Below are 20,682 nucleotides of genomic sequence, written 5' to 3' on the forward strand. Positions count from 1 at the left end.
TTCTTTTTTCTCTCTTCCCGACTCGCTGTGTGACTTTCGTCTCACTCCGTGTCGGTGGATGCGCAGTATAGGGGGTTGAGAAATTAGCACAAGCGTTTTTTGCAAATAAAAAACCAACCGGTCACAAATTAGCCAAAAGTGCGATATTTGCATATTTCTTCGTCACATTTGAGACATATCACAGCAATTGGTTGGAAAAACACCAACCATATACGTAAGATTCATGTGTCTATTCTGTTAATGGACAATCGATCTCTTTATCACTATGTGTAGTAATTAAAATGACGTCTAAAAAAAATCTGATTTTATGTGTTGGGCTGGCCATCGTTGGGGGAATCATTTTCTCTCAATTCATCATCCCACCAGCCTTGAGCTTCCTCATTGGTGTTATCGCTACTGCTTTTCTTTTTTCATTTTCTAGCAAAACACCTGTTCTTCAATCTTCGGAGCCTGATCCTTCAACTAAAACGCTGTATGTCGGCAACCTTCCTTATAAGGCCAATGAGAGTCATGTTCGCGATTTGTTTGCTGAATATGGACAGGTCTATGCGGTACGCTTAATGAAAGATAAGCGTACTGGAAAAAGAAGAGGGTTTGGTTTTGTAGTGATGGCTGCGGCAGATGCCAAGCCAGCTATCGCTAAACTTAATGAAAAGGAATATATGGAGAGAACGCTAAAAGTGAGAATTGCGAACGATCCTAAACATCCGGATGGTGGTAAACCTGAACAGGATTAAAACCTAGCTTCTTTAAACAAATGTTCAGTGCATCTTCCTGCCAAGGAGTTGCACTGGCATAAATCGACTTACTTCCCTCTTCTGTATCCTCAATTTCATCACTTAATAGCAATGCTTTTACTCGACGTGCAATCGCTGCGCCTGAATCAATTAAAGTAACGTCCCCACCCAAAGCTTGATGAATCTCCTCTCTGATTAAAGGGAAGTGAGTACAACCGAGCACCGCAACATCGACTTTATCTCGAAGGGGAAGCAGGATATTTGTCAGTTCGTCGAGAGAAACGCTGTTGCCTCGCAACTTCTCTTCGGCCATATCTACCAAGCGAGTTGATCCCACCAGCTCAACTGGTTTGCCTTGCGCAAAGTCCCGTATTAACTCGTGAGTATATTGGCGTGTTACTGTCGCCGGAGTGGCGATCAGCCCTACCCCTTTTGATGCTAAAAGCGATGCGGGTTTAATCGCAGGGACAACACCAACAACGGGAATCGATAAATTTTCGCGTAAGGAAGGAAGCACTATGGTGCTCGCCGTGTTGCAAGCAATGACAACAACGTCGACTTGGTGTTCTTCGACTAAAGAAGAGACCAGTTGGTTAACTCGTGAAACGAGTACAGCCTGATCGAGTTCACCATAAGGGTAAGCCTGATTATCGAATAAGTATAAGTAGTCTAGCTGGGGCAATAGGCGATGTATCTCTTGGAATACAGAAAGACCACCAACACCAGAGTCAAAAACTAGGACTTTTTTCTTACTTGCTACTCGCACGAGTCTTACCTAAAGAACAGAAACGTTGCGATCATACTGCGTAGATTTGTTTTGGCAATGCTTTAGCATGGTATCTTTGATGGCTGAATCTATCTCCAGATTCTACATCTCGCTTCGTCAACTCGATATGTCCTTGAAAAGATGGCGAAGACGTAACCAATGTGTGAAATTCACCATTTTCCCCACAGGGATCAATTTGACTTGGTAATGACTCTATTAGGGCTTTGTCATACCAGCGACCACACCATTCTGGAGGGAGAACTCTTCCGTCGATGGTGATTAACATAGTTTGAATACCACGCTCTATGATTTCCATCGCTAGTTTTTCGCTGCTCTCCCCTAATAGAGGAAAGACGCATTCCCAGCCAACAGGTTCAATATAGCTGCGTCGGTAATCGGCAATGCCATTACAAAACATATCACCAAATGCGACAGCTTCTATATTCAGACCACTACTTTGTAATGCATTAACGATGGTCGATTGATAAATGTCGTTACTTGGAAAGACTTCAGGTAGCTCGATAGTAATGAGCGGAAGCGCAAGTAAGTCTGCTTGCATTTGTACGACTTCAAGCGGAGTTGCTTGGAAAGGGACTTCTTTCCCTACGTAAGTCGTGTACAAACCGACAACTTGATAATTTGGATTCTCGTTAAGGCGCTCAAGCGTTAATGTCGAATCTTTACCGCTGGACCAACTGATCACCACTCGCTTGGGTTTCTTCATTCGATTTTCCACCACAAAATATTAAAAACCGCCCGAAGGCGGTTTGTGCTCATTCACGATTAGAATTCGTAGCCAACGTTGAGATAGTACGCTCGCTCCGCAGCAGGGTAACCTTTTGCCATCTCATACTCTTCATCAAGTAGATTATCGATACGAGCGCTAATAGAGGTCGACTCATTCGGATAGTAAGTCACCGCCGTATCAACCAACGAGTAAGAAGAAAGCGTGATATCTTGTGAAGGCCAAGTGCTGTAATCCACATCTGGACGCTTACCGACGTACTGATAGCTAACCGACCAATCCACTTTATCGAAGCTCACTAAAGTATTCCACTTATACATTTCTTTAGCGCGGCGCTGCAACTGATGCCCTTTATCGTCTTCTGCATCTTTATAATCTGCACTCAACTGGTGCTGCACAATCCCTGTGTCAAACTCAGCAACAAGCTCCACACCTTGGATATGTGTTTCACCATCGACATTCAAATATTTGTATGTGGTTGGATGGTAATCGATAAGATTCGTGATTTTATAGTCATAACCCGTTACGGACCAAAAAACGCCTTGGACATCACCGCTGAATGCTAGCTCCCAAGCATCTGACTCTTCCGGCTTAAGATCTTTCTCACCGTATGTTGGATCATACTGTTGATATAGGTTTGGAGCCTTAAACGCAGTACCAAAAGAAGCTTTAACCCCAAACTCTGGCACAAACTGGTAACCAGCCGCTAAGCTGTAAGTGAACTCACTACCGTATTCTTCGTTATCATCAAGGCGAGCACTGCCCTCAAGCATTGCTTTATCAATACTGGTGGTTGCCATACCGAACAGAGCGCCATTGGTACGATCAAACGTTTTATTCGCACTCTTGTCTTTATAAGACTCATTACGCCAGTCAATACCACCAGCAAACGTCGTATTGTTGTTTAGCAAGTAACTGTTGGTCCACTGGACATTTTGCTGCTCAAGTTCATCTTCAGTACCTGAGTGTTTGCCTTTTGCTTGCTCATAGTTCCAAGACTTCTGTTTCTGTGCTGTTACTTGTAGTTCTGACATCACATTATCAGACTGATACTTACCGCCCAGAGTGACAGAAAGATCGTCTTTTTCTGCTTCGTAGTAACCGCGACTGCCGTAGCTGCTGTCATATTGATAAACATTTTCGTAAGCACGCAGGTTACCAAATGCAGACCACTGGTCATTGAAGTTATGCACGTAACCTAGCAGACCATTCTTTGTATCAAAGCCATGGCGATCACCGTCATTAACTCCCGGAACAGGACGAACGTTATAACCATCATCACTTTCACTACCAAGCGCGATATTTAGCTGGCCGCTCTCTGTGACTTTAATACCAGATGCCACACTCAATTCCTGGTAATCTAAGCTGCCTAAACCCGCACTTAACTTCGTTCCTTCTTCGTCAGCACGCGCAATGGTGATGATATTGATCACGCCACCAATCGCTTCCGAGCCATAAAGTGACGCACGCGCACCACGCACGTACTCAATACGTTGAACGTAAGTAAGTGGGATTTGGTTAAAGTCCACAGCGCCCTTCGCTGCTCGTGCAAAACGTACGCCATCAACCAGTACTAAAACTTGGTCGGAACTGGTTCCACGAACAAATAAAGACGCTAGCTGACCACGACCACCATTTTGTGAAACTTGAATCCCGGTAAGGCGACGCAATACATCTGGTAGGGTTTTCGCTTGAATGCGATCGATGTCTTGTCGAGTAACTACTTCGACATCTGCCAACGTACGGCTTTCGGCTTGCTCAAAACGGTTTGCCGTAACAACGATGGTTTCGTCAGTGGAGGTTTCTTGGGCCTGTAGATAAGAGACAGGTGAAAGCAGCGATGCCAAAGTGATCGCCAGTGCGGATTTTCTCATTGTATTGTCCTAAATCGCGTAATTCCTTCCGAGCCCTGTCATCATGACAGTCCAGTGCTGTGGCTCAGTTGTTGGCAGGTATTCGGACTCAAGAGCACGGGTGTACCGCCTACTTGCTCGACTTCCCACATAAACTAATGCAGTGTCTGATGAGCGTTCGTTCTCTTTTACCGCTGCGCGTCAGTTCTGGATTCACACCAGATTCCCATTTCAGCCATCTAGATTGCTAGATAGCACCAACTTGAGGCAAATATTATTCAGCTATTGATTATTTGTCCAGCCAATATTGCCCTTAGAAGTTGTAACGTTTTGATTGATTTTGCTTTCTACTCTGCCTGTACGCACTATCTTTAAATCAATTCCAGTACAAAACTGGACATCCTATTGAGATTGAATAAAATCTGCGCTCTTAAATTGAATGCACCATAAAAGGTAAGATCATGGCTACTCTTGATGTAAACCCACAACGCTACCAAGAACAACTGGCTGAAAAAGTCGAACGTCTCACGGATATGTTCGCGCCATACAACATGCCAGAACTGGAAGTGTTTGAATCACCAGAGCAGCACTACCGCATGCGTGCTGAGTTCCGTGTTTGGCATGAAGGCGAAGATCTTTACTACATCATGTTCAACCAAGAAACTCGTGAGAAGTACCGTGTTGACCAATTCCCTGCAGCAAGCCGTCTGATCAACGACCTGATGCCGCTATTGGTTGAAGCGATGAAAGACAACGACTCACTACGTCGTAAACTGTTCCAAGTGGATTTCCTATCGACGCTAAGTGGTGAGATTCTGGTCTCACTCCTTTACCATCGCCAACTTGATGAAGAGTGGATTGAAAACGCGAAAGCCCTTAAACAGCGTTTAAATGATGAAGGCTTTAACCTAAACATCATTGGTCGCGCTCGTAAGATGAAGATTGTCCTAGACCGAGACTACGTTATCGAGAAGCTCGATGTAAATGGTCAAAGCTACATCTACCAACAAGTAGAGAACAGCTTCACTCAGCCGAACGGCAAAGTCGCAGAGAAGATGCTGGAATGGGCGGTCGACTGTACCCAAGAAAGCACTGGCGACCTACTAGAGCTTTACTGTGGTAACGGTAACTTCTCGCTGGCGTTGGCACAGAATTTCGACCGCGTACTGGCAACTGAGCTAGCGAAGCCATCTGTGGTATCTGCACAGTACAACATCGCCGCCAATAAGATTGATAACGTACAAATCTTACGTCTATCGGCAGAGGAATTTACTCAAGCGATCGAAGGTAAGCGTGAATTCCGTCGTCTACAAGATGCAGGTGTGGATCTGAAGAGCTACAACTGCAACACGATTTTTGTCGATCCACCACGTGCTGGGATGGATGTCGATACTTGTAAAATGGTGCAAGGTTACGAGCGCATCATGTACATCTCTTGTAACCCTGAGACTCTAAAAGAGAACTTGGACATTCTATGCGAAACACACAACGTGACGCGTTTTGCTCTGTTTGACCAATTCCCTTATACCCACCACATGGAAGCGGGCGTGCTGCTAGAGCGCATTAAATAAGGAATAAGATAGATTATATAATTACCAGATCTCAATCTGGGTACGGCACGAGGTACGGATTCGTTCAAAACGTATCTCTTATATCATTACTTAACTATCAGCCTTAAGCCGCAGATTCCATTTGTATTTGCAGCGACTACATTCGACATTTCAATGTATAAAGTAAGGCATTGTAATTGATAATAGTTTACGCCCCCCAAAGTTTTAATTTGATATCGGCACTTGAAGTCCAAACCTAGTCGCTGATGTCACTTTCTCATATAATCTGGTACAAATTTTATCACATCAAGTATCCGTGAAAGCTTAGTACACGAAACTACAAGCAATAGACAAGGTAGCTTAATAAATGGAACTAAAAGAAGGTTATATCCTCGATTACATCAGTGGTATCCCTGTAAAAGCAACACCAGAAGAAATTGAAGCTGTTCAAGTTTTCTCTGAGGTATTAGTTAAAGATTACGGCTACCCAAAAGAACTTATACAAACTAGACCTCAATACCGTGTAAAAGTAAGACCCTCCGACACGAAGAAAGAATATCCTATTGATATAGCAGTATTTTCTGACGCCAACCACAATGAAGACAGTATCGAGATCATCATTGAATGTAAGAAAAAAAATAGAAAAGATGGTCGAAGCCAATTGGAGGACTATCTCCGCTTTTCCAAAGCAAGAATAGGCGTCTGGTTCAATGGTGAAGAGAGAGAGTTCATATACAAAACAGAAAGAAACGGAAGAATTGACTTTTCCCCTTTACCCAACATCCCTAGATATGGAGAAAGAGTTGAAGACATAGGTAAGTTTAAGCGTGTAGACCTTAGACCTGCTACTAACTTAAAATCTGTATTTAAATCTATTCGAAACTACCTTGCAGCCAACGCAGTTGGGATAACACGCGACGAAGTTTTCGCGCAACAACTTATCAATTTAATCTTTTGTAAAATTTATGATGAACGATTTACCAGAAAGGACCAAACTGTCACATTTAGAGCCGGAACCGACGAGTCTCCAGAATTAGTTCAAAAGCGCGTTGAGACCCTATTCGAGAAAGTCAAATCTCAATATGATGATGTTATTGAAGTAGCAGATTCTATTATTTTAGATGCAAAATCATTAGCGTATGTAGTCGGTGAGCTTCAGCTTTATTCTCTCCAAGATAGTTCAAGAGATGCAGTCGGTGATGCGTTTGAAGTCTTTATTGGGCCATCTTTAAAAGGTGGGCAGGGTCAGTTTTTTACTCCTAGAAATGTCGTAAAAATGATTATAGATATGGTTGACCCGACTCAGGATATGAAGATTATTGATCCAGCCTGCGGTAGTGGTGGATTCCTTGTCGAAGGGTTACGACATGTTTGGCACAAAATTGAACAGTCAGGAAAAGAACTAGGTTGGCCTGAAAATGAGATCGAAGCTGAGAAGCAGAAAGTAGCCATTAAAAACTTTAGAGGAATCGACAAGGATTACTTTTTGAGCAAGGTAGCTAAAGCTTATATGGCAATCTTGGGAGATGGAAGAGGTGGTGTTTATTGCGAAAACAGCCTAGAAAAACCTGAAAACTGGTCAAATTCTACTAACGACGGAGTACATTTTGGATCGTTTGATCTAGTCATAACAAACCCCCCGTTCGGTAAAAAACTGGCCATCGATTCAGAAGACTTATTGAAGATTTATGATTTGGGACACAAGTGGAAATACGATAGTGAGTCAGACGAGTTTACAAAAGGCTCGGTTCAAGATAAGCAGCCCCCTCAAATTCTGTTTATTGAAAGATGTCTTGACTTACTCTCTGAAGGAGGAACTTTAGGTATCGTTCTTCTAGAAAGCATTTTTGGCATGCCTAAATACCGCTATGTAGTTGACTATATTGAGAAAAAAACCAATATCAAAGCAATTGTCACCATGCCGGAAGATTTGTTTCAACCTCACACACATGCTAAGTGCTGTGTTCTCATTTGTGAAAAAAAACCAGCTAAACATGAAACGAGCTCAATATTTATGGCTGATGTAAAGTGGTGTGGGCACGATAGTAGAGGAAATCCAACTATTCGCAAAAATGAAGACGGAGAAGATGAGCTACTTGATGATATCCCAAAAGTCGCTGAAGTATACAAACTAGGGGTTGCTAACAAATGATCAGTTATTGGCTACCAACCAAAAGCATAAAAGAGAGAGTCTATATACCAAAATATTATAACCCTCAGATACAAGCCCGTTTGGATTCTTTAAGGCCGACTCATGATATCGTTAAAATATCTAGTTTGATTGATGACGATATCCTTGAAGTAAATACAGGTCATGAAATCGGCAAACTAGCATATGGAACCGGGGACATTCCATTTGTTCGGACCTCAGATATAACAAACTGGGAAACCAAAACGGCTCCAAAGCAAGGGGTTAGTGAAGATATATATCTAGACTATAAAAACAAACAAGATGTACAACTAGGTGATATTCTACTTGTTAGAGATGGAACTTACTTAATTGGTACTAATTGCATAATTACTGAACTAGATGAGAAAATAGTCTATCAATCACATATCCTTAAGATACGTGTAAAGAACAAATCCAAGCTAAACCCTTACTTATTGTTCATTATTATAAATTCGCCTCTTTTCCAAGCACAAATTAGAAGCGTACAATTTACAGCAGATACTATTGACACTATTGGTAATCGTTTTTTTGATTTGCAATTAGCAATACCAAAAGACAAAGTCGTACAAGATTCTGTCATCCAAAAAGCTCAAGAAGCAATGAAAGCAAGGGAAGTGGGAAAAGCTTTCATTAAGCACGCTCCAACACTGATGGAAGAGAGTTTAAGTCAAAACAGCCGCGCGCCTATAGATGCTTTCCTTTCTAGCTCCTGGGAAGACATTCTGACCAATATGCACTCGGACACCGTAACATCAGAGTTTGGGAATTTTGAGACCTTCTGGTTAGATAAATCGAACATAAGAGAGAGTATCTATCTACCAAAATACTATGACCCTGATGTAACTGAGGAAATAAGTCAGCTAGCTAGAACCTGCGACTGCATATCGATAGGAAAGCTCATAGAAGATGGTATATTGGAAGTTAACACTGGAGATGAGATTGGAAAAATGGCTTATGGTACTGGTACCATTCCTTTTTTACGGACTAGTGACTTTTCAAATTGGGAAATAAAGCACGATCCCAAGCAAGGTGTTTCACAAGAAATTTACCAAGCTTATGCTAGAAAACAAGATATGAAAGCAGGAGATATTCTGTTAGTCAGAGACGGTACATACTTAGTCGGTACATCCTGCATTGTAACAAAGAATGATTCCAAAGCTCTCTATTGTGGAGGGTTATACAAAATCAGAGTTAAAGACGAGGCTATGTTTGATCAATGGCTACTGTTAGGGTTATTGAACTCTTACATTGTAAAGCGTCAAATCAGGACAAAGCAATTCACCCGGGACGTGATAGATACGATAGGCAAACGCTTGGAAGAAATTATCATTCCAATTCCTAAGTCAAACGCTGTTCGAACTCAACTAAGCGAAAAGATTAAATCAATAGTAGACGATAGAATTGAAGCAAGAAAAATGATTAGCAGTCTAGCTGAGAACATCTAATCAAACTTACACTCAATCAGACTTGAGCGTATCCGCCCCATGACTCCACGGGGCGATTTGCTAGTGTTTGAAGTTCCATGGCAGAAGCGCATCGATATCAGGCTCAGCTTTCGCCAACTCCTTCATGCACTTGACCATATAGCCGTAGAGGATGAGACCGTTGGCTTTCGCTGTCTCGACGATCCTGTAAAGCATCGCACTCGCTTCAGCCCCATTAGGATTGGTCGAGAAGAGCTTGCGCCAGCTTTGTTATGAGTTCGCTTACCTAGCTGGTTGTTTGCTTTTAATACACGATAAAATGTGGGCTCTGAGGCAATGTAAATCCCTTCATCAGCCAACATTGGAACGATGATATTCGGCGGTAAATCGGCATACTCTGGTGTATTGCTGATATCTAATATCTGCTGCCTTTCGGCTTCTGATAGCTTATTATGAGGCTGGTGCTGCCGAGGGTTCTGACGCATATCACTTGTGACTTCAGCAGAGTTCCGTGTCCAACGCTGAAACGTTCGTATTGATAACCTACGGTATAAAAAATCTCTGCTCCGCTGAATAATCAGTAGTAGTATTTTCTAAAGGCGGCTCTGTAGACAATAGGCCACTTTCAACAAGTTCATTCTCCACTTAGATGCCACGGAAGGACTCACATCTAATTCTTTAGCAATTCTTCGATGAGACTGGTAACAACCAAGTTTGACCTTTCGTTTTCACATCAATTGGAACTGGATTAGCTGGCATAGTTATCTCCTTAAAAATCTATACGACAACTATGCTGACACGGGAGGGAAACGAGCGATCGCAATCACCGAAATACACAATCTAGTAAATTACTAAAAACTGAGGGGTGACGAGATGAGTATAGCTACCTATTTCGCGATTCATTTGAGTTGTGCGCTCTTACCCCCCTTATTTTTTAAAACCTTCTAATAGTAATCTTCTTTTACAGCAGCAATGGTGCTGCGATTAAAAAGGAAATCTACTATGTCTGGATTCAAAAACGGCTATGAGCCAACACAGGATGATCTCGATAATCACTCAGATCAACTGAACCCTAACAATGATGCATATTGGCAATCACGTGGTGAAGATGAAAGGCCTGATGATTGGGAGGATCAATAATGACAGCAAAAAATAGTAACTGGCCAACTAAAAACGGCACCAGTAACCCATCGGGTAAGAACCGTGGTAATAATCCACCTAAAAAGTAAACTTAACAGCGGCCGTAACACAGGCCGCTTTCTCTTTGTCGTAATAACGAGAGTAGTTTTCTGCTGAATAAATCTCTCGTAGAAACGCTTGATCATCTTTACGTTTATATTTATCGATCATCCGGTCGATAGCCTGGCAAATAAACCCGTAGATCAATAAAGGAAACTGATCACCTACATCAAAATGAGAAAAAAACTCATCCATTACGGTAAAGCTAGGTTTAGTTTTTCCTTTTCGCCATTCTTTTAGCCGCTCTACTTTAGCTTCTGATTCTGTTCTACCACTATCAGAACTTTGATATTGTATCGGAATAAGCTGCGCTAATTTGCTATAGGTGCAACCCGTCTTTATCTTTATAAGAGCGAGTAGTTTGCCGAAGTAACACTGTCCTTCAGCTTCCAGCAACTGAGTGAAGAAACTCTCATCTTGTTTGACCACATCATCATAAACTAGCAACGCTAAATTGCGTGCAACCAAGTCAAGCGATGCAAACAAAGATAAATTAAAATCATGTGAGAAAAGAGCAAGCGCTTTAATTTCATCTTGATCGACCTTAACTTCCTCTCCCAGAGATACCTTATCTAGAACCTTCCTCACCATGACTATCTGTTTTGAATCAAGCAAAGTTTTGTCGATAACCGGCTGATAAAAATCAGTCAGATAACAGAGAGCCTCTTTTTGTTCCATACCACGGTATCGCGTAATCCACTCTCTTTGAGGTTCATATTCTGCACACCGTCTTTCGATAAAAGCGACCAAAGGTTGCAAACAGCACTTTTCTTCATCAGAGAACTTAGCTCCAAGTACAAATGTGGTAATAGAAGCTTTCCAGAAAACATGAACATCAGATGTTTTTGTTCCATCGGGAATCAAATCATCGAAATCGATATTGATCCGCTCCGAGAGCGCCTTGAAAATAGGTTCTAGTGCATCTTCCGCTTTTTTCTTGGATATTCCTCGTCTAGCAAGATTATCAAGGCTCCGATCACTAAGTGTCACCTCCTGCTTCATAGCTCTCGCAGCTAATTTTACTTTACTCCGAATTGATGTACTAAATCCAAATAGCTTAGCCACCTCATCAGGAGTTTTCAGAAATGGATTTCCTTGAAGAAGGGGCTGTATGACGATTTTTTCTTTGTTCATAGTTCAAAACTGATAAGTAAAATACCCACTTTCCACAAGCAGCTCTAAAGATTGTGACTTCCTTCGTTCATAGCTACCGGTTCAACTAACCCTCAAGCATGCCAACGGATAACGTTAACTAAAGAATGAAGAGGAACCTCATTGCGTAACCTCATTATTACCAAGAAACTCGTGTAGCTGCTTTAGCTTGAGTAAGAGCTCGTCAAAAGTAATGATTTGCACGTTCTTAGAGTTGCGACGATATATCTCAAAAGACTTTTTTTGTCTTCATCATCAGGGATTGTTCCGATGATCAAAATACAGTGGACAGCATATGACTCAATGTCATAAAGGCGATTGTTATTTTTTATCGCGGCAATGTTCTGTTGTAGCTGATAAGACTGATCCAGTACTTGTGTTACAGAGCCTGTAAGTTCTGTTGATGCGCAGTAAACACTACTCCTATAGGCGGATTTGTTTAATAAGACTGAAGAAGGCTTCTTTATTTCAATCAAAGCTAGGTTATTTGTAATACTATTTTTAATCAGGTAATCAGTAATTTTTTCGCCATCACCACTAAGACGTTTTCCGCCAACACTGGCTTGATCCGATATTTTTATTGCGGGGTAACCAAAAGCAAGGCTCAAGATAAATGGGTTTTGATTAAAGAGTTCCTGCCAAGTATCCTCTTTAGTCTTTTTGGTTAGTAAGTCTTCATATGAACTAATCAAACGCTCAAGCGAGACTAACTCAATATCACTTTTGAGTTTGGCCAAAGTAGCAGGATCTGTTTGTTTAACAGTAACTTTATCTCCAGCAATCAGATTCATGGCAACTTGCTTATCGGTGTTCGTGATTTTAATCCGAAGCATTTTACTAATAGCATCATTATCGGTTGGCAATGGTCTTTGATTATTTCCCAATTGACATGCAATATAGTTGTAAGAAGTTACTTCCTTCGTAATACGAGCAACTTTCCTTGCTCTTTCTGTAATACGGTTGCAGGAACGGCGCATTTCGTCAAAATCATTATAGTTTAGATGAAAGTAACCATAATCTGTATCGCCTGTTTTTTCATCACCAATAGCAATGCATTGGTGTTCCGTTTGTTCTTCGACCGCTGATATTATTGCTCTGTATTCTTTTTTTAGTCCCAACCCATAACGAATGTCTTTAATAAATCCAGAAGGTAAATGTAGCAAGCACTCATATACATCCTTTTTAGTATAAGGTGCAGAGTCAAGAGCGACCTCAATACTAATCTCATCTATGCCCTTGTATTTGTTTTTTAAGTAATCTGGATGAGTTGGTAAGGTAACTATTGGAAAAATAGAAATGAAATGGTCTTGACCACAAAATAGTGCAATCTTTCTTTTATGCTGGCTAGGCTCTTCCATCCCTATTCCTGCATCTTCAAGCTCCCCTCTACTAGGAACATAAAAAACTTCCGTACAGTTAGGGTATACTTCTTCAATCTCAATATTCAGATCTTCAGGGCTGAAGTCTTCAGGCAGTAGCCTAGCCATCCTATCTCCCTATAGTGCGACTTTTAATGCTGGAGCTATGTAGTTTACTCTGATATCTGCTTCTGACGACATATACCAGATGTTCCCTCAATACTCTAGTTCAACTAAAGCTTGTTCTGCTATCAACCAAGGTAAACGCCTACCATTGGCTTGCATCTGCCTATAGGCGTCTCGCGCTTGTTCGGTGTTGATTTGCTGATGAACCACCAGCTGGCTCACCAGCCAAATAGTACCTTTAACAATGGCTGCCTCTTTTTCTGCCGCGACTCTGAGTGCCATATCTCCGGTCAGTAGCGGACATTGCTCTTGCTTGGCTAACGCAAGGGCGAAACAATCATTTCTGCTAGCTTTGGTATAGGTCCCTGTTAACTGCATGGCATACATCATTGACTCTGAAGATACCTCTTTTAGCGCTAACCCTAAGCCAGGTAAGTGAGCATGTTCCTCTTCGAGCTCTTCATAAAACAGAATATCTGGCGTTGCAAAGTCGTAGGGCAGTTGAAACATTGCTTCCAACAAACCACCTTCTTCCATGTCAATAAGAATATTGGCATCGCTAATTAGAAGTTGCTGCACCTTCACCCTCCTGAGCTACTTGCTCGTTAATGGGCATTTCCAATTTACGCTCTTTATGAAAGCTGGACAGTGACATTCCTAGAAGTTCAGCTGCTTTAGATTCACCAATATACTCTTCACCCAAAGCGCGATAAACCAACTGTTTATACAAGTAAGTGGTTTCTTGCGGGTAGGCTTTGCCTGGCTCTAAAGTTCGCCAGCCATTTTTACTGAACAGCATAAACAAATTCTTCTGAGTCGCTGGCGTAATGATGCCGCATTGACCAGCTCGAAACAGTGCCGCCAGCATGCTAATACCATATTCGTGCTTTAGCATGAGCAATTCACGCGGTTCAATATGACGGCGTTTTTCACCCAGGTGATCGATAAGCGTTTGAGCAGGTAAAAGGAATGCACCCGCAAAGGTATTGCAGGCTTTCTCTTCATCAATACCTTCCGCTAAACGTCCATGCACCACCAAGTGCCCTAACTCATGCGCTAAGGTGAAACGCTGACGATCTCCACTCTGGGCAGTAGAGATAACAACTACGGGAGTGCTACCAATCTTGCCTGCCAAACCATCAAACTTCTTATCCGTTTCTACATCAGTGGTAATGATCATCACCCCTTTAGCTTCTAGGGTATCGATCATATCGTGAATAGGGTTTAGGCCAAGCTCCCATGCGTGACGCATTTGAATAGCTAACTCTTCGGCTTGCTCCAAGCTAGTGATTTGCTCTGGAAGCTCTTCTGGTAGAGCGAACTCAGGAATGGGTTTCACCGAGTCAGGGTAGAACTCTAATAGCTCTTGCCAGCGTTCAGCTTGGTCTAGAACGTCACCATTGATTCGGTCCAGCATTTTCTTTGGTGTACTCGCACGCTTGCGGTACTCAACGCCTTCTAGCTTCACATTAGTTGGGCGAAAGAAATACTCTGTACGGACATCGAGTGCTTTTGCCAGCTTCAACAGGTTTGAAGATGAGGGCATTGTCGTGCCATGTTCGTACTTTTTAATGGCGTTAGCGGACAGGCCAACTTGATTGGCTAATGCACTCATTGATAGCCCGGCAGCCTTGCGGGCTCGTTCTAGGCGTTCTGCAAACATGGTATCCTCTCAAGCAACGGCTTGGTTTATAAAAATCAAAAATCTGTAGATAATATAAACCTTATCCGCGTCATTTTCTATCTAATTTACAGTTGAGAGTTCTCCACTTTGCTCATCATCCAATCTTCAACATCACTTTCCAGCCAAGCCTTACGCTTACCTGATACAGTGAAATTTTTTGGAAACTCTCCAACTTTCATTAGCTCATAAATAGTGCTTTTGCATAGTGTTGTCTTAGTTGTCACTTGTTCTAAGTTAAGGAAATTCAACATTTTAAAACCTTGTTATGTAGTTCAACTCATAACAAAGGCCACTGCGTAATTTTTTACTTTTCCTACTCGCCTACTCTGAGGCTACAGCTAATAGTTCGTGTACAGAGCAGCACACAAAGATGAATCACTTGCTGGCAATACCAGCAAGTGATTCATTGTCTTTACAACAGACGTTTTGTTGCCAGGAGAGCGTATCTATAAGCTGCATCTTTTCCTGCTGAACAGGCAGCGACTTTTCTCACCTCAACACGCTTCTCCGCGCTACTTTCATCCACTAGCCGCCAGAGCTCTGCATTAGCTATCGATTCTTTATTTGCTTTACGCCAATCTCGCTTCTTCCAACCTTCTAGCCACTCATTAAAGCCTTTGACGCAATAATCGCTGCTTGAATAAATAATATCGCCATCTCTCGCATGCTTTAATCCAAAAGCAAGCGCTGACAGATCTAGGTAAGCCTGGTCAGTGACATAGTCAACAGGCTCCCAATCTTCATCATCAATACATCCATCAGCATCGAGTGCTATGTACGCAATACCACCAACAAGGCGACCTCTTTGCTTCTTCACCATGGCCGCTTCTACATAAATTTCTATACTCATTGTCATACTCTCCAGAGACTAAAAAGCCGATACATTCTCTGATTCGGCTTGGTTGTTAATAACTTGCTTTACAGCGATTCCTACATAACAACGGCAAGTAAGTTATTTTTTACCTGTATCTAGACACGTATGCTTTCTACCCTCCAATTCCTAACAAGCCTGATTTAAAACCCTTTCAGATATATTTCATCAGTACGCATACCCAAACAGATAGCTTAAGGAGCCCTTATGCGTACCCCAAAGACTGACCATGACTACCCCTTTGAGACTTCAGAACTCAATGAACTGCTAGAGCGTGCAGCCGAGGCGCTGGCTGTGAAATACAAACGTGAAGGCACGTTCACCAACCCCACCAATGTCAAAGAGTACTTAAAACTCAAATTAGGAGCTCATGACCGAGAAGTGTTTGCTGTGATGTTTCTTGATAATCAACATCAATTGATCAGTTTTGAAGAGCTGTTCTTTGGCACGATTGACGCCGCTTCGATTTATCCCCGTGAAGTATTGAAGACAGCACTAAACCACAACGCTGCCGCGGTGATTTTTGCCCACAACCACCCTTCCGGCATTGCTGAGCCTAGCCAAGCCGACAAACGCATTACACAGCGACTTATCGACGCTCTAAAGCTCGTGGATATCCGTGTCTTAGACCACATCGTTGTTGGTGAAGGTTGTGTTTCATTTGCTGAGAAGGGATTGATATGAGTGAGTTTATTGTTTCCGGACTTAGTGATGAGCTCGTTACTCCAATGCATTGCTTTCTTGATACCCTGCTATTGGACAGCACCATTCCTAATACAGTTGAACGATTGGCGTTAAACATTCGCTCTCAAGAGACTGACCAACGATTTCAGCCCATTGAAATTCAACTAGAACGCACATCCAGTGATTCGCCCTGGCATCTTCGCTTTATCGCAACCTTTGATGTTGTCGTCACAGGCTCGCCACAAAAAGAGTTATCGCTGTATTTCAACTTCGCAGGGTGTTGGTTCTATCACCCTGAAATTAAGCAGTGCAGCTTACAACGGCCAGAAGTACAAACCTTACTCGCCAGCTGGCTTAAAGCAGTCACTCGCTCGCTCATCGCACACTCTGCAATCTCAATCGACATTACCCCCATTCGCTAATCTCCATTTCCCTCAAAGAGGTCACTATGAATCAAGCTGCTAACCTGGCTATGTTCGCATGCAAGCGAGCCAAGCCTTCACACCAACTCAAAGACTTAATCAAACGCTCTATTCATGATGTTAATTACCGAGGACGGCTAACTATCCGATTTAAGGACACCAGTTACCACCCGAAAGATGGAGGGTTTCATCCTATCTCTATCACCGTCGATATTAAAGACAGCCATATTGCCATTAGTGAAATAACGGACCGCGTTTATGTGGGTGACGAAACACCGGAACTGGTTCCCGACCTGACTTTTGATTTTGCTAACAACGTCGCCTTCGCTCGATTTAGCGGCTGGCTGGGCATGCATCTACAAGAAACAACCGAGCTGTATGAAATGTGGGAGTGTAACTTTCTAGCTTATGTATCAATGGACGCTTACAACCAAATTCAGATTAAGTGTGGTTATTAACCAGAGCCAACCCACTTACCACCCAAGAATATTCCCCCTCCGTTACCAAACATTCAACAAAACCACCCGCATAGAGCTACGCCGATGTCTGCTTCCCATATTGTTAAAACGGGAAGCTTCAATCCCTTATTGCACAAGGGGTTCTTGATATCGTCTGCTCTGTGCTTCCCAAAACATCCTTCTACAGACAAAAAAGGAAGCAGATTATGGCTGAGGTACAAGCAATCAAAGACGATGACACCATACGTCTGGTTGGACATTTACTGAGTATTCGTTGTAATCCACAAATGGCCGATGTGTGGCATATCGGATTAAACCTGGCACTTCGGATTTCTGATTTGTTATCGATCCGCTTTGAAGACATTCATGGTGACCGACTCATTATTCGTGAAAGCAAAACCGGCAAGCTGGCAAACATTCAGCTTAATACCAAAGCACAGCAGCACATTGCTAGATTGAGAGAGCAACATCCCGACCACATCTACTTGTTTCAATCCCACCGATGTCAGCAACTGAAAAACAAACCACCGCAGCCAATCACGCGACGCGCCGTGTCCATGGCATTTCAACAAGTAGGCCAAGAGCTGAATATCGCTTTAGGTACTCATTCGATGAGAAAGACACGAGGCTACTTTCTTTACCAATCTACAAAGGATATAGGCCGTGTCATGAAAATGCTTCGTCACACATCTGAGGGCGTCACCCTTCGCTATATCGGCATTACTCAAGATGAAGTCGATAAAGACTTTGTTTCTCTTGAGCTTTAAGCCTAGTCATTTAGTGAGGGGGCGGGACCGCCAATCCCTTATAAACATTAGGCTCAGAGCCTTTTTTAGTTTCGCGATTATTACATTTGAGAGCAAAGAACATGAACCCATATAACACGATAGGAAGCTTTCTAGTTGGCAGCTTATCGAAAAGCTTAATCCAAAATTTATTCTGGAAAACCAATAGCCCAGTCAGAGGTAGCGTTGTGTATTGCGATCTCGCATTTGGTTATGCTGAGCATTCCGGTATCTACGTGGGAAATGGACGTATCATCCATCGTAATGGCAAAGGTCTTATCGAAGCCGTATCAATTCATCAATTCCTAGCAGATTCTACAGCCCTTTCCATTTACGTGAGTTGCAATGCTCAGGGCCATTCCATTGGCAGTGAGTTCACCGCTCAAATAGCAGAAGCCATGCTAGGCGTACAAACAGACTATTCCCTGCTAAATGAAAACTGTCATCAGTTCTGTAGCTACTGCTTAAGTGGTGACATTTTCTCTAACACTTTCACATTAACTCAGCTTAAAGGTGACGCTCATGCGCACATTCAAGCGAGTCAGTGGCGCGTATGGGACTTAAGGTATCGTAACAAAGGATAAGGGGGATTCTCTCCCCTTTTTTTTAACCCCTTAGTCGAGGTTACCTAGTGCTACAGCCAAAGCAACGATGCCCCTCACCATAGCGCTTAGTTCTCTTCTTAGCTAGATAGCTAATACGATAAAACAGCTCCGAATATTGCTCGGCAAAGTATTCACTATTTTTTTCGATATAGTAACTATGGTTAATCGGAAAATGGACCAAACCTAAAGCCTGTTCCTCACTACACCCTAAAGCGCTTCTCCATGCACCAATAATAAGGTTTGCCAAAGAATCCCTTTGTTTGTAGCGACCAATTGTGAAAAAGCGGTCTTTATTGAAAAGCAGAACAAGGTGATAATGCTCATGCATTGATGTGTCCTGCTCTCTAGCCCATGCGTATCTCACTTTGCACTGAGCTGCCCTCTTGCCCATTCTTTTCCTTCGTATTCCTTGAGCTTTAATCTTTTCACTTAATGAATCTTTGAACCGCGACATTAGCTTTGTACGACGAATGTTATAGCTCACAGCTTCATCGCGAGTAAGATCATCAAGAAAGCCATGAGACGGTAGTCGCAAGTCGACTCGTATCGCATAGGTTCTAGGGTACTCTTCGATAGAGTAGTTCATTGTTTCGATTAACTGCTCTAAATAACCTTCTTCATTATCTTTAAGAGTGCCTAGAATAAGTAATCCGTTGTATGTTGATTCTTTCATGAGTAAGTACCTGCTGGATGTGTTCACAGGTATCCCTACTCATATTATTTTTTACCTCATATTCCATCACCTACTTAGGGGTAGGTGTAGTACCTTTGATTAGCCCTATAAAGCGTATATTACTGTATCTGTCATTTCCTATTGACAATTACTTCTCGACTAACCTTTAGCGACAAAGCATTGCCTAACATACTAAACGTAAAACTACTCGGAACTTATCAATAACATCAAAGCGATTTATGAACGATTAATCGTACAAAAAAACGCCTTTAATTACCCAAGCATCTTCATCCGAATCAGGCTGAAAGGCAGCAGAATCACTATCAATCACGCTGAGCTCACCTGAGTATGCATTACCTATATTTGACAGCACATAACAAGAGGTTTCTGTTCTAACGAAATAGATATCAAAGGGGCCCTTTGACTTGCTTTTTGTGATCTGCTCACGAACGATACTTAAGAAAAAATCAGATAAATGATCAATATCCCTGAGCCATATCTTATGGAGATCGTTATTTACCTCCTTCAAGTTCGTCAAAGCAATAATATCCCGACTACGAGCGTGGTAGTCTGTCGTTAATTTATCTCGAATATTTTGTGATACTAGCTCGTCAAAAAAGTGGTTCAGCCTGCCTAAAAGGTTATGTCGAATTATCTCATTCGACAAAAGATTCCATCCTCCTCGGCCTTGTGCTATTCGACTCCTTATCCGCCGATTAGGCTCACACCCAAGCATCTTCTCTGCTTCAAAACCTATTAGCTCAATACTACTACCACCAAACACCGTTGGGTCTATGATGCAAATCGAATGACTCTTTTTGTATAGGTAAGGTGCATTACAACCAGCGACAAACTTCAAAATAAACCTATCAGCTACCAACTCGTTTATGTAACGGCGTAACCTTTGATTCGTCATCCCGGTCACTTTAGAAAGATGAGAAAAACTAATACTTTCAATAACCCCTAACTCATCCGTTAAAGAAACCAATACAACTTTAAGTAGTCGCTTCGCCAACGCTTCAGCACGTTCATCTGTTAGGGCTTCTCCAATACCTAGTATTGCTAGAATTGAAGCCAACTTCTCATTAGGGCACGCCTGAGAGCGATCAAAACCTGCTGGACAAACGACAGCATACGATGACTGCTCATTATTAAAAATTACCTTATCACACATGCATAAGCGTGCTACCGAACCACGAACTGTCGACTCTTTTATTTTTAATTTTTCCGCCAGAGATGCAATTGATAGGAACACATTTCTTTGTTCTCTAGTACACCAAATCCAATGTAAGTATACGACTTTGTCCTGCGGTTTCAGCCCTTTCCATGACTGGAGAATCATACTAATCATGATTGTCACATTTTATTTATAATACCCAT

At 42.3% G+C, this 20,682-nt stretch carries 21 protein-coding genes, 1 pseudogene and 1 riboswitch; of the genes and pseudogenes, 10 read left to right on the plus strand and 12 right to left on the minus strand.

All coding sequences use genetic code 11. The features are described 5' to 3' along the window. Positions 1 to 281 precede the first annotated feature (281 nt). On the plus strand, positions 282 to 737 hold the full coding sequence (locus tag H9L11_RS05950; RefSeq protein ID WP_017821270.1) for an RNA-binding protein: 456 nt from the start codon (positions 282 to 284) through the stop codon (positions 735 to 737). Here H9L11_RS05950 and murI read toward each other — a convergent pair. The 3 genes from murI to btuB are packed head-to-tail and all read right to left on the minus strand — an operon-like array spanning position 700 to position 4,122. Then, positions 700 to 1,503, minus strand: coding sequence for a glutamate racemase (gene murI / locus H9L11_RS05955; protein ID WP_205391033.1), 804 nt, complete (start codon positions 1,501 to 1,503; stop codon positions 700 to 702). The two genes, H9L11_RS05950 and murI, sit on opposite strands and share 38 nt — an antisense overlap. A 31-nt stretch (positions 1,504 to 1,534) precedes the next feature. After that, positions 1,535 to 2,227 (minus strand): ATPase, encoded by a 693-nt coding sequence (locus tag H9L11_RS05960; RefSeq protein WP_017821272.1) that lies wholly within the window; start codon positions 2,225 to 2,227, stop codon positions 1,535 to 1,537. A 59-nt stretch (positions 2,228 to 2,286) separates the two neighbouring features. Then, positions 2,287 to 4,122, minus strand: a complete 1,836-nt coding sequence (btuB, locus tag H9L11_RS05965; RefSeq protein ID WP_205391034.1) for a TonB-dependent vitamin B12 receptor — start codon at positions 4,120 to 4,122, stop codon at positions 2,287 to 2,289. 55 nt (positions 4,123 to 4,177) lie between these two features. Further along, a riboswitch (cobalamin riboswitch) is annotated at positions 4,178 to 4,378 on the minus strand. Positions 4,379 to 4,562: 184 nt separating this feature from the next. On the opposite strand from btuB, the gene trmA reads away from it, so the two are divergent. The 3 genes from trmA (at position 4,563) to H9L11_RS05980 (ending at position 9,266) form a co-directional block, all read left to right on the plus strand. Then, the gene (gene trmA, locus H9L11_RS05970; RefSeq protein ID WP_205391035.1) at positions 4,563 to 5,672 is read left to right on the plus strand and encodes a tRNA (uridine(54)-C5)-methyltransferase TrmA; all 1,110 of its coding nucleotides are present in this window, start codon (positions 4,563 to 4,565) and stop codon (positions 5,670 to 5,672) included. 346 nt (positions 5,673 to 6,018) lie between these two features. Then, positions 6,019 to 7,803 (plus strand): N-6 DNA methylase, encoded by a 1,785-nt coding sequence (locus tag H9L11_RS05975; RefSeq protein WP_205391036.1) that lies wholly within the window; start codon positions 6,019 to 6,021, stop codon positions 7,801 to 7,803. After that, entirely contained in the window at positions 7,800 to 9,266 is a 1,467-nt protein-coding gene (locus H9L11_RS05980; protein ID WP_205391037.1) for a restriction endonuclease subunit S, read from the plus strand. The genes H9L11_RS05975 and H9L11_RS05980 overlap by 4 nt, the downstream gene beginning before the upstream one ends. Before the next feature lie 60 nt (positions 9,267 to 9,326). Here H9L11_RS05980 and H9L11_RS05985 read toward each other — a convergent pair. Beyond that, positions 9,327 to 9,506, minus strand: a pseudogene (locus H9L11_RS05985) (transposase domain-containing protein); the annotation flags it as partial. Positions 9,507 to 10,247: 741 nt separating this feature from the next. On the opposite strand from H9L11_RS05985, the gene H9L11_RS05990 reads away from it, so the two are divergent. After that, positions 10,248 to 10,385: a hypothetical protein gene (locus tag H9L11_RS05990; RefSeq protein ID WP_205391038.1), complete on the plus strand. Its 138-nt coding sequence runs from the start codon at positions 10,248 to 10,250 to the stop codon at positions 10,383 to 10,385. A gap of 78 nt (positions 10,386 to 10,463) precedes the next feature. Here H9L11_RS05990 and H9L11_RS05995 read toward each other — a convergent pair whose 3' ends face one another. The 6 genes from H9L11_RS05995 to H9L11_RS06020 all read right to left on the minus strand — a co-directional run bounded on the left by H9L11_RS05995 (position 10,464) and on the right by H9L11_RS06020 (position 15,654). Beyond that, positions 10,464 to 11,618 (minus strand): hypothetical protein, encoded by a 1,155-nt coding sequence (locus H9L11_RS05995; protein ID WP_205391039.1) that lies wholly within the window; start codon positions 11,616 to 11,618, stop codon positions 10,464 to 10,466. Positions 11,619 to 11,800: 182 nt separating this feature from the next. Then, positions 11,801 to 13,123: a Shedu immune nuclease family protein gene (locus tag H9L11_RS06000; RefSeq protein WP_205391040.1), complete on the minus strand. Its 1,323-nt coding sequence runs from the start codon at positions 13,121 to 13,123 to the stop codon at positions 11,801 to 11,803. An 87-nt stretch (positions 13,124 to 13,210) separates the two neighbouring features. Next, positions 13,211 to 13,699 carry a PIN domain-containing protein gene (locus H9L11_RS06005; RefSeq protein ID WP_205391041.1) on the minus strand — a complete coding sequence of 163 codons (489 nt, stop codon included), beginning with the start codon at positions 13,697 to 13,699 and terminating at the stop codon, positions 13,211 to 13,213. Then, positions 13,680 to 14,783 carry an XRE family transcriptional regulator gene (locus H9L11_RS06010; RefSeq protein WP_205391042.1) on the minus strand — a complete coding sequence of 368 codons (1,104 nt, stop codon included), beginning with the start codon at positions 14,781 to 14,783 and terminating at the stop codon, positions 13,680 to 13,682. Before H9L11_RS06010 ends, H9L11_RS06005 begins: the two co-directional genes overlap by 20 nt. A gap of 86 nt (positions 14,784 to 14,869) precedes the next feature. Continuing rightward, a complete protein-coding gene (locus tag H9L11_RS06015; RefSeq protein WP_205391043.1) occupies positions 14,870 to 15,055 on the minus strand; it encodes an AlpA family phage regulatory protein in 186 nt (61 codons plus the stop codon). 161 nt (positions 15,056 to 15,216) lie between these two features. Beyond that, positions 15,217 to 15,654, minus strand: a complete 438-nt coding sequence (locus tag H9L11_RS06020; protein WP_205391044.1) for an RNase H family protein — start codon at positions 15,652 to 15,654, stop codon at positions 15,217 to 15,219. Positions 15,655 to 15,882: 228 nt separating this feature from the next. On the opposite strand from H9L11_RS06020, the gene radC reads away from it, so the two are divergent. The 5 genes from radC (at position 15,883) to H9L11_RS06045 (ending at position 18,608) form a co-directional block, all read left to right on the plus strand. Next, entirely contained in the window at positions 15,883 to 16,359 is a 477-nt protein-coding gene (gene radC / locus H9L11_RS06025; protein ID WP_031851696.1) for a DNA repair protein RadC, read from the plus strand. Beyond that, positions 16,356 to 16,781, plus strand: coding sequence for a DUF2787 family protein (locus H9L11_RS06030; protein ID WP_205391045.1), 426 nt, complete (start codon positions 16,356 to 16,358; stop codon positions 16,779 to 16,781). Before radC ends, H9L11_RS06030 begins: the two co-directional genes overlap by 4 nt. Before the next feature lie 26 nt (positions 16,782 to 16,807). Then, positions 16,808 to 17,239 (plus strand): DUF2787 family protein, encoded by a 432-nt coding sequence (locus H9L11_RS06035; protein ID WP_205391046.1) that lies wholly within the window; start codon positions 16,808 to 16,810, stop codon positions 17,237 to 17,239. 206 nt (positions 17,240 to 17,445) lie between these two features. Continuing rightward, positions 17,446 to 18,006 carry a tyrosine-type recombinase/integrase gene (locus H9L11_RS06040; RefSeq protein WP_029834113.1) on the plus strand — a complete coding sequence of 187 codons (561 nt, stop codon included), beginning with the start codon at positions 17,446 to 17,448 and terminating at the stop codon, positions 18,004 to 18,006. A gap of 101 nt (positions 18,007 to 18,107) precedes the next feature. Then, positions 18,108 to 18,608 carry a lecithin retinol acyltransferase family protein gene (locus tag H9L11_RS06045; protein WP_205391047.1) on the plus strand — a complete coding sequence of 167 codons (501 nt, stop codon included), beginning with the start codon at positions 18,108 to 18,110 and terminating at the stop codon, positions 18,606 to 18,608. A gap of 40 nt (positions 18,609 to 18,648) precedes the next feature. Here H9L11_RS06045 and H9L11_RS06050 read toward each other — a convergent pair whose 3' ends face one another. Further along, positions 18,649 to 19,302 (minus strand): inovirus Gp2 family protein, encoded by a 654-nt coding sequence (locus H9L11_RS06050; RefSeq protein WP_033905931.1) that lies wholly within the window; start codon positions 19,300 to 19,302, stop codon positions 18,649 to 18,651. Between the two features lie 247 nt (positions 19,303 to 19,549). Beyond that, a complete protein-coding gene (locus tag H9L11_RS06055; protein ID WP_205391048.1) occupies positions 19,550 to 20,653 on the minus strand; it encodes a hypothetical protein in 1,104 nt (367 codons plus the stop codon). Between the last annotated feature and the right edge of the window lie 29 nt (positions 20,654 to 20,682).

This window comes from Vibrio sp. sp1 (assembly GCF_016920955.1).
Lineage (GTDB): Bacteria > Pseudomonadota > Gammaproteobacteria > Enterobacterales > Vibrionaceae > Vibrio > Vibrio alginolyticus.